This is a genomic window from Sinorhizobium numidicum, assembly GCF_029892045.1.
GTDB lineage: Bacteria > Pseudomonadota > Alphaproteobacteria > Rhizobiales > Rhizobiaceae > Sinorhizobium > Sinorhizobium numidicum.
The window spans coordinates 1,580,006-1,593,493 of the sequence record NZ_CP120367.1 but is presented as its reverse complement, the minus strand read 5'-3'; the positions used below and the strand labels follow the sequence as shown (position 1 = coordinate 1,593,493).

General features: G+C 63.5%; 11 protein-coding genes. 1 reads left to right on the top strand and 10 read right to left on the bottom strand.

Going from position 1 to position 13,488, the window contains the following annotated elements; translation table 11 throughout:
- Positions 1-433 precede the first annotated feature (433 nt).
- The 5 genes from PYH37_RS07635 to PYH37_RS07615 are packed head-to-tail and all read right to left on the bottom strand — an operon-like array spanning position 434 to position 6,648.
- Complete coding sequence (locus PYH37_RS07635) at positions 434-2,164, bottom strand: acetyl/propionyl/methylcrotonyl-CoA carboxylase subunit alpha (RefSeq protein WP_280730827.1); 1,731 nt, start codon at positions 2,162-2,164, stop codon at positions 434-436.
- A gap of 10 nt (positions 2,165-2,174) precedes the next feature.
- On the bottom strand, positions 2,175-3,797 hold the full coding sequence (locus PYH37_RS07630; RefSeq protein ID WP_280730826.1) for a 5-oxoprolinase subunit B/C family protein: 1,623 nt from the start codon (positions 3,795-3,797) through the stop codon (positions 2,175-2,177).
- Between the two features lie 7 nt (positions 3,798-3,804).
- Complete coding sequence (locus PYH37_RS07625) at positions 3,805-4,605, bottom strand: putative hydro-lyase (RefSeq protein WP_280730825.1); 801 nt, start codon at positions 4,603-4,605, stop codon at positions 3,805-3,807.
- Complete coding sequence (locus PYH37_RS07620; RefSeq protein WP_280730824.1) at positions 4,602-5,390, bottom strand: LamB/YcsF family protein; 789 nt, start codon at positions 5,388-5,390, stop codon at positions 4,602-4,604. Before PYH37_RS07620 ends, PYH37_RS07625 begins: the two co-directional genes overlap by 4 nt.
- A gap of 13 nt (positions 5,391-5,403) precedes the next feature.
- Positions 5,404-6,648, bottom strand: a complete 1,245-nt coding sequence (locus PYH37_RS07615) for an NRAMP family divalent metal transporter (RefSeq protein WP_280732440.1) — start codon at positions 6,646-6,648, stop codon at positions 5,404-5,406.
- A gap of 443 nt (positions 6,649-7,091) precedes the next feature.
- Here PYH37_RS07615 and PYH37_RS07610 point away from each other — a divergent pair, with 443 nt between their 5' ends.
- On the top strand, positions 7,092-7,757 hold the full coding sequence (locus PYH37_RS07610) for a GntR family transcriptional regulator (protein WP_280730823.1): 666 nt from the start codon (positions 7,092-7,094) through the stop codon (positions 7,755-7,757).
- 133 nt (positions 7,758-7,890) lie between these two features.
- Here the strand turns inward: PYH37_RS07610 and PYH37_RS07605 are convergent, their stop codons facing one another.
- The 5 genes from PYH37_RS07605 to PYH37_RS07585 all read right to left on the bottom strand — a co-directional run bounded on the left by PYH37_RS07605 (position 7,891) and on the right by PYH37_RS07585 (position 13,116).
- Positions 7,891-8,325, bottom strand: coding sequence for an OsmC family protein (locus tag PYH37_RS07605; protein WP_280730822.1), 435 nt, complete (start codon positions 8,323-8,325; stop codon positions 7,891-7,893).
- 72 nt (positions 8,326-8,397) lie between these two features.
- The gene (locus PYH37_RS07600; protein ID WP_280730821.1) at positions 8,398-9,855 is read right to left on the bottom strand and encodes an ABC transporter ATP-binding protein; all 1,458 of its coding nucleotides are present in this window, start codon (positions 9,853-9,855) and stop codon (positions 8,398-8,400) included.
- On the bottom strand, positions 9,852-10,670 hold the full coding sequence (locus tag PYH37_RS07595) for an ABC transporter permease (RefSeq protein ID WP_280730820.1): 819 nt from the start codon (positions 10,668-10,670) through the stop codon (positions 9,852-9,854). The genes PYH37_RS07600 and PYH37_RS07595 overlap by 4 nt, the downstream gene beginning before the upstream one ends.
- Positions 10,667-11,599, bottom strand: a complete 933-nt coding sequence (locus PYH37_RS07590) for an ABC transporter permease (protein ID WP_280730819.1) — start codon at positions 11,597-11,599, stop codon at positions 10,667-10,669. Before PYH37_RS07590 ends, PYH37_RS07595 begins: the two co-directional genes overlap by 4 nt.
- On the bottom strand, positions 11,596-13,116 hold the full coding sequence (locus tag PYH37_RS07585; protein WP_280730818.1) for an ABC transporter substrate-binding protein: 1,521 nt from the start codon (positions 13,114-13,116) through the stop codon (positions 11,596-11,598). Before PYH37_RS07585 ends, PYH37_RS07590 begins: the two co-directional genes overlap by 4 nt.
- Positions 13,117-13,488: the final 372 nt, after the last annotated feature.

The following is a 13,488-nucleotide window of genomic DNA, read 5'->3' as shown; positions in this document are numbered from 1 at the left end:
GCCGCAGATAGGGAATGCCAAGGCGCACCGACATAGCTGGCATCGCCTTTATAGTGCTTATCTGCATCCTCATTGCTCTCGTGATGAGCCTGCTAGCGATAGATCCAGGCGCTGAGGCGCCACCAAGCCAACCGCCATTGGTTCCGGACAACTAGTCTGCTCTACTCCGGCGTGAAAGGTTGCGCTACTCGCCGCGTCCACGCGTCTGAAAAGACGCACGGCGCTGTGGTAAATTGCACTCTGATTTGTGCTCGATCGCTATTAGCTGCTCGACTATTGCGGGGGCTTTCTATGGAAACATGCAGTAGCGGCAGTCCAGACGCCTATGACTTAGCGGCGCGCGGATCCACTCGGATGTCCCCAGCCTGCGAAACCCCTGACGGTGCAAGAACCGCTGCCCAGAGCTGAAGCCGGAACCCTCTGTCACCCACACTTAACGCTCAAAACGCCCGAGGACCGCGCCGGCCCGGAGATAGCTGCCCTCCGCAGCGACGACGCGGAAGGTGCCGTCGCGGGGTGCGGTGATCTGCGTCTCCATCTTCATCGCTTCCATCACTGCGATGAGGTCGCCCTGTCGGACCTTGTCTCCGTCGGCGATTTTCCAGGCCTGCAGCGTGCCGGCGATCGGGGCCGTCAGATCGGCTGGATCAAATGTTGCACCGACGGCGACAGCGCTGTCCCCCGCTTGCGCAGATGCGGTGAAGCCTGAGAAGAGACCGAAGGGAATGGCGAGTTCGTGCCTCCTGCCGTCGATCTCGATGTGGGTGCGCACCAGCGAAGGGTCAGGCACGCGTTCCGGCCGGGCGTCGGCCTGCGGCATATCCGCGAAATCGGTTTCGATCCAGCGGGTATGGACCCTGAAGCCGTTGGTCCCAATGAAATCCTCCGCCTCGATGGCGGCGCGGTGGAAGGGCAGGACGGTCGCCACGCCTTCTATGCGGAACTCCGCGAGCGCCCGCCGAGCACGCTTCAGCGCCTCCTCGCGCGTCGCGCCGGTTACGATCAGCTTCGCCATCAGCGAATCGAAGACGCCCGGAACGGCCGATGCCGTGACAACGCCGCTGTCGAGCCGGACGCCCGGGCCGGAGGGGGGCTCGAAGGCGGTGATCCGCCCCGGCGTCGGCAGGAAGCCGCGGCCGGGGTCTTCGGCATTGATACGGAACTCGATCGAATGGCCGCGCGGCGCGGGCGTCTCGGTCATCGGGAGTGCCAAGCCATCGGCAATGCGGAATTGCTCGACGACGAGGTCGATGCCGGTCGTCTCCTCGGTTACCGGGTGCTCGACCTGAAGGCGGGTATTGACCTCGAGGAAGGAAATGGTGCCGTCGGCTCCAAGCAGGAATTCCACCGTTCCGGCGCCGGTATAGCCGGCGGCTGCGCAGATCGCCTTGGCCGCATCGTGGATGGCGCTGCGCTGGGCATCCGTGACGAACGGGGCAGGGGCCTCCTCCACGAGCTTCTGGTTGCGCCTTTGCAGCGAGCAATCTCGGGTGCCGAGCACCAGCACGCTGCCATGGCGGTCGGCGAGCACCTGCGCCTCGATGTGGCGGGGCCGGTCGAGAAAGCGTTCGACGAAACATTCGCCCCGGCCGAATGCCACCGTCGCCTCTCGCACGGCGGACGCGTAGAGTTCGGCGACCTCCTCCAGGCGCCGCGCAACCTTCAGGCCCCGTCCGCCGCCGCCATGGGCGGCCTTGATGGCGACGGGAAAACCGTGCTTTTCGGCGAACGCAACGACTTCCGCCGCACTTTCGACGGGGCCGTCGCTGCCAGCCACCAGCGGCGCGCCGACGCTCTCGGCGATACGGCGGGCTTCGACCTTGTCACCCAGCGCCTCGATCACCTGCGGATCCGGTCCGATCCAAGTTAGCCCGGCCTCGATCACGGCGCGGGCGAACTCCGCTCTCTCCGAGAGGAACCCGTAGCCCGGATGCACGGCATCCGCGCCTGAGCGGCGGGCGATCTCGATGAGTTTGGCGATGTCGAGATAGGTCTCGGCCGGGCGGTTGCCCGAGAGACCATACGCCTCCTCGGCAAGCCGCACGAAGAGCGCATCCATGTCGGGGTCCGCATAGACGGCGACGGAGGCGACATCATAGTCGCGGCAGGCGCGGATGATGCGCACGGCGATCTCGCCACGGTTGGCGATCAGCACTTTCTTCATGGATGTCTCCTCATTCCCTGCCGCTTGCGTCACGCTGCGAAGACCGGATTTCGGCGAAGCGTGTGACGGGTCGGAACCTTATTCTTGCATTGACCGGAATCTGCCCGGCGAGATCGAGATGGTATTCGGCGACCGTGCCGATGACGGGGTAACCGCCCGTCAGCGGGTGATCGGCGAGAAAGAGCACGGGCTGCCCATTGTGAGGCACCTGGATTGCGCCGGTCGCCGTTCCCTCGCTTGGCAATTCCGCCCTGTCGATGCGCTCCAGCGGCACCTCGCCCCGAAGCCGGATGCCGACGCGGCTCGACTGTGGCGTCACCAGCCAATACTGTTCGCTGAACCGAGCGATGGCGGTCTCGGTAAACCAGTCCGTGCGCGGGCCCATGACCACATCAAGCGTCACCGTATCGCCGGCGGCCGGCAAGTCTTCGACAGGCACTTCCGAAAGTGACACGCTTTCCATCGGCGCGTTTGGCTGCCGTATCGGCAGGACCGTGCCCGCCGCCACCGGTTCCGGTCCGACGACGGCGAGCGTGTCGCTCGCGGCGCTGCCGAGAACCGTGCGCACTTCGAAGCCGCCGCGCGCTGCGAGATAGCAGCGCATGCCTTTCGGCGGCTGGCCGAGCATCACCACGTCGCCCGCTTCGAGCGAAATCGGCCGACAGATCGCGCCTTCGAAGCTATCCCCGGATCGATCCCGCACCGTGATGGGGCAGGAGGCGCCGGCGAGCGCGATAACGGCGCGGCCGGAACTTTCAAAGGAGAAGCCGCCGAGTGTAATCTCAAGGCAGGCGAAGTCGGCCGGGTTTCCAACCGTGCGGTTGGCCGCCTTTAGCGCCCCCTGGTCGAGCGCGCCGGAGGCTGAGACGCCCTGGCCCGTTAGGCCGAAGCGGCCGAGATCCTGGAATAATGCCGGGATGGGGGCGGCGAGCACCGTGAAGCGCGTTCCGCTCCCAGTTCCCGTTCCCTTGCCCGCGTCTCTCCGGGCTTGCGCGGACACGGATTTCGCCGGCATGGCTCGCTTCGAGAGGTCGTAAAAACGGACACGGGTGCCAGGCTGGAGAAGCGCCGGCGGATCGCGCGTCAGATCCCACATCTTGAGCGGTGTCACGCCGATGATCTGCCAACCGCCAGGGCTCGCCTGCGGATAGACGCCGCTGAAGGCCCCGGCGAGCGCGACGGAGCCCGCCGGAATGCGCGTGCGCGGTGTCTGGCGGCGAGGCACATGAAGGGCCGGGTCGCCGCCGACGAGATAGCCGAAGCCCGGGGCAAAGCCGCAGAAGGCAACCGTAAATTCGCTTTGCGTGTGGCGCCGGATCACGTCCTCGACACTCAGCCCCGTCAGCCGGGCAACCTCTTCCAGGTCCTCGCCGTTGTAGCGCACAGGAATTTCCACGAGCCGCTTGGAAGGAGCGGCGCGGGCGGAGAGATCGCGGGCGGCAATGGCGCCCGCCAGTTCTTCCGCCGTTACGCGTTCGGGCCGAAAGCGGATCATCAGCGTGCGCGCGGCCGGCACCATCTCCTCGACGCCATAGAGCGGATCGGCTTCAAGCGAGGCGAAGAGCGCCAGCGTTTCATCGAGGTCGGCAAGCTCCACGAGAAACGTCGTCAGGCTGACGGGAAGGAAACGCATCGTGACCTCAGGCGTGATAGGCGGAGTCGGGAACGTCGGTGATGAACATATGCCCCGGCGCGTGGGTGATGGCGAAGGGCACGCCCGAGGCCATGACCGCCGCCTGGGGCGTGACGCCGCAGGCCCAGAAGACGGGGATCTCGCCCGGCTCTACGCGAACCGGATCGCCGAACTCCGGCTTCGCCAGATCCCGGATACCGAGCAGTGCCGGTTCGCCGACATGCACCGGCGCACCGTGCACGGCAGGGAAGCGGCCGGCCGCGGCATCGGCGACACGCGAAGCCGGGATCGGCCGCATGGAGACGACGATGTTGCCGTGCAGCCTGCCGGCAGGGCGACAGGGCCGGTCGGTCAGATACATAGGAACGTTGCTCCCATCGGTAATGTGACGGATTTCAATGCCGGCCTCTACCATGGCCGTCTCGAAGGTGAAGCTGCAGCCGATCAGGAAGGCGACGAGGTCGGGATGTTCGGCCCAAGCGGTGGTGGCGTTAGCCGTTTCCTCAACGAGCTCTCCGTTCCGCCAGATACGGTAGAGCGGCAGATCAGTGCGCAGGTCCGCGCCGGGCGCAAGGATGGTCTTCGGAGAACCCGCGTCGGTGACGTCGAGCACCGGACAGGGCTTCGGATTTCGCTGGGCATAGAGCAGGAAGTCATAGGCCCAGTCGCGCGGCAGCACGATCATGTTCGCCTGGGTGAAGCCGGGCGCAACGCCGGATGTCGGCTCGATCGCGCCCGCACGATAGCGGGCGCGAGCGGTACCGGCTGCTGCAGCATCAATGCGGCGAAGACTTTCTCTTGCGTTCATTCGGTCCTCCCTCGCGCGGCCGTCTGTGGCAGGAAGGCTTCGACGGCGATGCCCTCGGCCTCGAAGGTCCGGCGGATCTCGCGCGCGATCGCCACAGCGTCGGGACTGTCGCCGTGCACGCAGATGGATTTCGCGTCTATGCGGATCACGCTCCCGTCGATCGCCTCGATCGTGCCGTCCGTCGCCAGCCGCAACATGCGGCGGGCGATGGCCGCGGCGTCGTGCAGCACGGCACCCGCCTCGCGGCGGGAGACGAGGTGGCCTTCCCGCGTGTAGGCACGGTCGGCGAAGGCCTCGGCGACCACGTTCAGACCGGAACTGCGGGCAAGGTCGAGGATCGGAGCGTTGGCGAGCCCCATCAGCACCAGCGACGGGTCGACGGTCTTGATCGCCTCCACCACGGCGGCACCTTGCTTAGGATCGGTGGCGATGCGGTTGTAGAGCGCGCCGTGCGGCTTAACATAACGGACGCGCGTGCCGGCTGCCGCTGCGATGCCCTGCAGCGCGCCGATCTGGTAGATGACGTCTGCGACGAGCTCGGCGCTCGTCACGTCCATGTCGCGCCGGCCGAAGCCGACGCGATCGGGATAGGAGACATGGGCACCGACCGAGACGCCCCGTTGCGCCGCCGCCTTCACAGTCTTCAGGATGCCGGCGGGGTCGCCGGCGTGAAAGCCGCAGGCGACGTTGGCGCTGGAGACGATGGAAAGCATCGCCTCGTCGTCGCCCATGCGCCAGGCGCCGTAGCTTTCGCCGAGGTCACTGTTGAGATCGATCGTCGTCATGGTCCTTACCTCTTCACGGATTGATGAGTGCAAAGATTGGGCCGACCGACTTGTAGCCCATGTACCACGTCAGTCCACACACCAGTGCGCCGAGTACAAGCAGCCAGCGGGGATAACGGTAGCCGCCCATCAGGTCGGACCGTGCCCAGGCAGCATAGATGAAGATTGAGAGGCCGATCGGCAGAATCAGACCGTTCAGGCCGCCGACGAAGACGAGCATGGTCGCGGGCGGCGTGGTGATAATCAGGTAGAAGAACAGCGAGATACCGATGAAGACGACCGTCGCGAGGTTGCGGGCGCGCTCGGTAATGTTCTTTTTGAAGACGGTCAGGAACGACACCGAAGTATAGGCGGCGCCGATCACACTCGTGATGGCGGCCGCCCAAAGGATGGCGCCGAAGATGCGCAGGCCGAGGTCACCGGCAGCGGACTGAAAGGCCTGGGCGGCGGGGTTTGCGCCTTTGCCGGAAACGTCAATGACGATGCCGCTCGCCACCACGCCGAGAACGGCGAGGAAGAGCACATAGCGCATGACGCCCGTAACGGCGATGCCCGTCAGGGCGGCGCGGTTGACCGCGCCCAGGTTCTCGATGCCGACCGTTCCCTTGTCGAGCAGACGGTGCGCGCCTGAATAGGTGATGTAGCCGCCGACGGTGCCGCCGACGATGGTGGTGATGGTGGCGAAGTCGACGATGTCGGGAAGCACGGTTTGACGCAGCGCCTCGCCGAGCGGCGGAGAGGAGACGTAGGCGACGAAGAGGGTGAGCGCGATCATCATCACGCCGGCAACGACGATCAACCGGTCAATTGCCACCCCTGCGCGCTTGGACAGGAAGATGCCGATCGAGACAAGTGCACTGATCGCTCCGCCCCATTTGGGGTCAAGACCGGTCAGGGCATTTAGGCCAAGGCCCGTGCCGCCGATATTGCCGACGTTGAAGAACAGCCCGCCGATGATCACGAGCACTGCGAGAAGATAACCGGTGCCGGGGATTGCTGCGTTGGCAATATCGGACGCCCGCATTCGGGTGAGCGTGACGATACGCCAGATATTCAGCTGAACGACGAAGTCGATCAGGACCGACGCGAGAATGCCGAAGGCGAAAGCCGCCCCCAGCTTCGTCGTGAAGGTCGCTGTCTGGGTGATGAAGCCGGGACCGATGGCCGAGGTCGCCATGAGGAAGATGGCCGCTGTCAGAGAGGCGCGACGGGACCTAATGGTATCCAGGGGCGAGACGATCGCCTGACCCGGCGGCATTTCGGCAACGGCCGATGCGGCGCTGCTGGAGGAAAAAGAATGCTGCTCCATGAGACATCTCCTTGACCAAGAACGTCACCCCAAGCCGATTGGGCTGATCCGCCATTGCAGCGTCGCCGCGTTTCACAATTCTGTCAATATTGTTCAACGATTTTATTGCATCGTTCTACAAAGATGTGCAGATACTGGGCAGTTCGCGGCATAGATGAGCACAAAATGCCTTCATCCTGGGCAAATCTCGCGACCGAGCCGGGGCGAATGCTTGCTAGCAATGCGCCCTTCGACGATATTCCGCCCGCTTCGCGAAAGGCTTTAGGAACATGCTCCTGCGTCGGTGGCGGCGGCATTGCGGCGATTGCAGCCGGTTTTAATACAGGTATTAACTGCGATATTGGTGCGTTCAGGCACAGGGCGCATCGGGCTTACGCGTGCCGAGAGGACTTATGACACAGCAGGATACAGCACTTACTTTGGCGCCGCGACTGGCGGAGCAGATCCGCAATAAGCTGATCGCAGGAGAATTGAAGCCCGGCCAGCGATTGTCCGAGGCGAGCCTCAGTTCAGATCTCGAGGTCTCGCGCAATTCACTGCGAGAAGCATTCCGGCTGTTGACCAAGGAAGGCCTGTTGCGGCATGAGCCCAACAGGGGCGTATTCGTGTCGACGCCGAGCATGGCGTCTATCATCGACATTTACCGCGTTCGTCGATTGATCGAGTGCCGGGCGCTGGAGCAGGCCTATCCGCAGCATCCGGCGGTGCCCCGCATGCGGCGGGCGGTCGAGACGGCTCTCGAATGCCGGGCGGCTAGCGACTGGGTTGGTGTCGGCAGCGCCAACATGGCTTTCCACGCAGCGATCGTCGACCTCGCGGACAGTGCGCGGCTGAACGCCTTCTATGGTCAAATCGCTGCCGAACTGCGCTTGAGCTTCGGACTGCTGGACGACCCTGAGTTCCTGCACGCTCCCTATGTCGACCTGAACGCTGCCATTCTCGCGCAGCTCGAGGCGGGGAAGACTGTCGAGGCTGCAGCCTCGCTTGAAGCCTATCTTGCGCGTTCGGAGCGGACGGTCCTTGCAGCCTTCTCTCGCATTGCAGAGGCTGGCGACTAAGGCCCTGGATATGCGCCCTTGCTAAGATCCGGCTTGCTGCACGAGTCAGAGCCGCCGCCACTAGTGCCTGTTTCTTGAATCGGAACCGATTCAGACGTACGACGCTGTAGACGTGACTACAGTGTTATCGGCACTAAGTCGTGCTCGTCGCAGCAGTATCAACGACAACAAAGTCATGGGTGATCGTGGCAGTCTTTGCGAGCATTGCCGACGCCGAGCAGTATTTTTCGAGCGACAGTGTGATGGCACGTTCGACCTTGTTCGCTGCCAGGCTCCGCCCCTTGATCACGAAGTGCATATGAATGCGGGTAAAGACTTTTGGGTCCTGTTCCGCACGTTCCGCGTCGATCTCGACGACGCAGTCCTCGATGGCCTCGCGGGCTTTTTCAAGAATGTGAACGACGTCGAAGGCCGAGCAGCCACCGGTGCCGAGCAACACCAACTCCATGGGGCTTGGACCCGGTGTTCGCCCCTCCGGCCCAAAAGCCGTCCCAAATAGGACTTTGTGGCCGCTCGCAGACTCGCCAATGAAGCTCCGGTCTTCAACCCATTTGATGCGTGCTTTCATGATATTCGTCCCGTCGTGACAATGCGTCGATCATAGTCCAGTGGACGTCGATGATCTCCAACATTCGGCGATTCACAGGGTGTGGTGAAATTCGGCGCTTGGTTGCGGACCGTTATCGGTGAGGGCTCGCTCTCCCGCGACCGCCATTCGTCGGTGGCTGATGCGGTCGATAAGAGCCGCGTCATGGCTGACGATCAGGATCGCGCAGTTCCGCTCACCGGCGAGTTCGATCAGAAGCTCGATCGTCTCCTGCTGCGTGATAAGATCGAGCCTTGATGTCGGTTCGTCCGCGAACAAAAAGACCGGATCGAGGAGGAGCACGCGCAGTAGGGCGAATCGCTGCAATTCGCCACCCGACACTTCGCCCGGCAGCCTCCCGAGCAGGTCCGTTGCCAGTCTCAGCCGTTCCATCAGCGGGCCGATCCGCGACGCGTCGCGCTTGTGAAGGCGAATGAGATCGTCGAGTGCCGCGCCGATCGTGATCCGTTGGGGGAAGGCAGAGGGCGGATCCTGGTAAATCTTCTGATAGCGGGCAGGACTTTCGGCATGCGTGCGGTGCACGCTGCCACGATCGGGTTTCAACAGTCCGAGCAGCAGGTCGCCAAGCGAGCTCTTTCCAGAGCCGCTCGGTCCGGTGATGCCGAGGATTTCTCCCTTTCTGACCTCGAATGATAGGTCCGAGAACAGCTGACGGCCGCCGCGCATTTTGGCGATGCCGCGCACCTCGACCACGATGTCCTTGCCGGCCAGGTTCTGGCGGTGGCGCGGCTGCCAATTTTGAGGATCCGCGGCGATGAGACGTCTGGTGTACTCGTGAGTGGGATCACTGAGAACACGGGCTACCTCGCCAAACTCGATGATACGGCCATCGAGCATGACCGCGAGATCGCCGCCCATTTGCCGTGCGAGGGCAAGGTCGTGGGTGATGGTCAGTACGGCGCCGCCGGCCTCCACCTCCCGCATCAGAAGAGCGATCACCTCGTCGCGACGGGCAACATCCAGCCCTTTCGTCGGTTCATCGGCGATGATGATGTTCGCGCCGCCCGCCCGGGCGGCCGCGAAGGCGACGCGCTGCGCCATCCCGCCGGAGAGTTCGCCCGGCAACTTACCGAAGGCGTCGGCCAAGCCGAGCTCGACCAGATCCTGTTCGGCCTTTTGTCTCGCATGGGCAGCCGACAAGCCGCGGACAAAACGATGGCCCTCGGCAACTTGCCCGACTGCATGCATGGTCGGATCGAGGGCGAGCCAAGGCTCCTGCGGCAAGATCCCGACCCGCCGGCCCCAGAGCGCTCTATGTTTGGACGGTTCGGACAGATCGATGGCGTCGCCATCGATGACGACCGATCCACTGGCCCTCAGCCCTTCGTGCAGCAGACCCATGATTGCTTGCGCAAGCAGGCTTTTGCCCGAGCCGGTCTCACCGAGAATGGTGAAGGCCCGTCCGGCCGTCAGGGTAAACGATACGAGCTCAACGAGCCGCCCCGTGGCAGCATCAACGGCAGCGTTTTCGACCTTGAGAAGCCCGGTCATGGCTTGTCCTTTCCGGCGATCAGCTGCAGGGCGAGAACCATCAGGAAGGTCGCCGCGATCGGCTGCAGAAGGGCATGCGGTGCTTCTTCGTAATAGGGAAGAAGCTCGGTCATCATGGCGCCGAGTTCCGGAGTGGGCGGTCGAACGCCCACGCTGACGAAACCGAGTGCCGCGACCGCCATGATGGCGGTGGCCGCGCCATGGGCACCGACGGTCAAAAGGATGGGGGCGATCTCGGGCCAGAGATGGCGGCGGATGATGTAGAGCGGCCCGAAGCCGAGGAGCCTGGACGCTTCGATTGCTGGCGAGGCAAGAAGTGGGCGGGCGAGAGCCCTCGTGATGCGGAAATATTCGACCCAAAGGACCAGCGAGATGCCGACATACAGCATGATTGGCTGATCTGGGACTATGGCTGCCAGCATCAGGACCAGCAACAGGCCGGGAAGCGCGAGGAAGGCTTCGGACACGGTCGAGACGATCCGATCGATAACCCCGCCGCGCCAGGCAGCGAGAACGCCGAGCAGGACGCCGGGGACGATCGCCGTGACGACCGCAACGCCGGCAAGGCCGAGGGACAGGCGAAACGCGGCCGTCAGCCGCGCATACATCGAGCGGCCGAGATGATCGTAGCCAAACCAGTCGGCTGCGCTCGGCCCCTTCAACGCCAATCGAAGCGTCTGCTTCAGCGGGTCGGGTCCGCCGATGACGAGAGGCAGCAGGGCGAAGACGAGAAGGGCAGCGAGGATGGCCAGACCGGCAAGCCGGCGCAGCGGCCATTTCTTCGGACGAGGCGCAACATACCCAAGGACCGTCATGCCGCGCGCCTCGGGTCGGTCAGATGGCAGAGCGCATCCACGAGCGCATTCAGCGCCACGAACATCAGGCCCATGACCAAAGCCGTTCCTTGGATCACCGGCACGTCGCGCCCGAAGATCGCATGGACGAGTGCGTGGCCGATGCCGGGCCAGGCGAACAGCGTTTCGACCACCACAACGCCTTCGACCAGATAGACGAACTGGATGCCGAGGTAGGTGACGATGGGAACGGCGACGTTGCGCAGCCCATGTCGAAGGAAGACCTGCCATCCGCTCAAGCCCTTGGTTCGCCCGAATGTATAGTAGGGCGAGCGCGAGACCGACAGCATGGCGTCGCGAGCGACCCTGTTGGATACCGCAGCCAAGCCGAGCGCTAGCGTCAGTGCCGGCAGGATCAGGTGACCGCCGCGGTCATGACCGGCCGTTGGAAGAAGCTGCAGCATCAGGCCGAAGACGATGATCAGGATCAGGCCGACGACGAACTGAGGCAAGGCTCTCAGGGCCGTCGAGACCAGCAGGAGACCTCGGTCGAGGACGCCGCCCGGCCGCAAACCCGCGAAAATGCCAAGTGGAGGACCGATCAGCAAGGAAAGCAGGATTGCCGCAGCAGACAACTTGATCGTATGGCCGAGGTGATGGGAGATTTCGTCGATGACCGGCGCGCCGGTGACGAGAGATGTTCCCAGATCGAGCCGGACGAGGTCCATGAACCAACGGCCGAGCGCAGCAAGCGCGGACTGTCCGAGGTCGAGTTCCGCACTCACCTTGGCCGCGGCGGCGCTGCCGACCAGATCATAGCCATAGCGTCCAGCGGCGATGCGATAGGCAAGATCGCCAGGCAGAGATCTCGCCATGACAAAGGTCAGCAGCCCGACCAAAAGAGCGACCAGAACCGCTTGCAGCAGGCGGTTGAAGATTGCCTTGATCATTGTGCCCACCGCATGGTCTTCAGGCCGAAGCTGCGTTCGAAGGGATCGATGGTCGCACCTTCGAGTTCGGACGAAACGGCGACGGTCTGCTGATACCAGGCGACCGGGATCACCGGCAGCTCGGTCTGCATGATGGACACGGCCCTCTGCCGCAGCGATTCTCCGGCCGACGGGTCAGTGATGTGGGTCAGTTCGTCGAGCGCTTCGTCGAAATCGGGATTCGACCAGTTCATCGCACCCCAGTCTCCACCCTTTGGGCCATAGTCGGACAACATGGTGCCGATCGGGTCGGGCACGAGGGCGAAGTTGCGGGCCATCAGCGCGAGCTCGAGACTGCCGTCCTGATGCTTGGCGGGCACTTCGCTGGAATTCGTCGAGTTGATCGCGAGCTCCACGCCGATCTCCTTCAACTGGTCCTGCAGCACGGCGGCGATCAGCGGCAGTTCCGGCCGGTCGGGATAGGTCGTGAGCGTCAGCGCAAAGCGCTTGCCGTCTCTTTCCAGTATGCCGTCGTCGCCGGGCTTCCAGCCGAGTTCAGCGAGGAGCGACGTGGCCACTTCCGGACCGTAGGCGAGCGGCGCCAGATCCGCGTCGTGCCACAGACCGAGGCTCGGCGGGAAGAGCTGTGTGGCCGAGGCGGGATAGCGCAGGATTGCCGCGGCCAGTCCTTCGCGGTCTATGGCAAGACTCAGTGCCTGGCGCGCCTTCACATCTTTGAGGAAGTCATGGCCGGCATTGACCTTGATAAGCACGCTGCGTGGAATGGATACCGACAGGAGTTCGACCTTGCCGCTCTTGGAAAGGCGCGTCCGGCTGGCCGGATCGAGATTGAAGACATAGTCCGCATCGCCGCTTTCAGCCATGAGCGCACGGGTCTCGGCGCGTCCGACCGAAAGATAGGTGGCCTTCTCGATCGCCGGCTCTTCTCCCCAATAGTCCGCAACCCGTTCGACGGCGAGCTTCTGCGGTGCCTCGAGTGAGGTGAGCTTGTAAGGCCCGGTTCCAATGATCGACTTCACGTCGGCGCCCTGATAGGCCGCCGGGGCTAGAATCTGGGCGCGACTTTCCGCAAGGAAAGCGACAAGCGGCGTGAAGGGTCTAGTCAGCGTGATGACAACGGTATCGTCCCCATCTGCGGCAATGGCCTCAATCGGCGCTTTGCTCAAGAGGCCCGGCTTACCGCGCGCAATGTTCAGCACGTTTGCGACGGCGGCCGCTTCCAGCGCGGTGCCGTCGTGGAATTTCACACCAGGCTCAAGGGAAAAACGCCAGATCAGACCGTCTTCGGACATGGTCCATTCACGTGCAAGAGCTGGTATCGGCTTGCCTTCACCATCCGCCTCCACGAGCGTCTCGACGATGCTCATTCGCAGGAAGATGTCGCCAGATCTCGCTGGATCGAGACCGGTGATTTCGAAGGGAGCGGCGATATCGACGACGTCGTCCGCAGCAAGAGTGGGCGATACACTGGAGAGCAGGAGCGCGCTCGTTGTTGCCATCAGAAGAGTCTTGAACATGGGGGCCCCACTAATATGTTATAAAGTAACACCCTCTTAAAAGACTCCGGTGCCAAACGTCAAGTTCGGCAAACGCGGCGATTATCCGTTGAGAATGAATCGCCGCCGGGAGTCCATCCTTCGAGCGCATGGGTTCACACCGATTTGGACTGGCGCAAGCTATGTGAACCACAGCGCAGACGCACTCGCCCGCGCAGAAACGGTTGCAGACGCAAAACGAAGTCTTCTGGGTCCCGAGCTCGTGCGAAAGAACGTAGCCAAGGACAGCGAAATCCAGGAAGCACTTGCCGCGTGGGACATCTGGGGAAGCGATCCTGATTCAGTGTACTTCAGGTGTCGATGCGAGTGCGTTGCCCGTGGGGACTGATCACT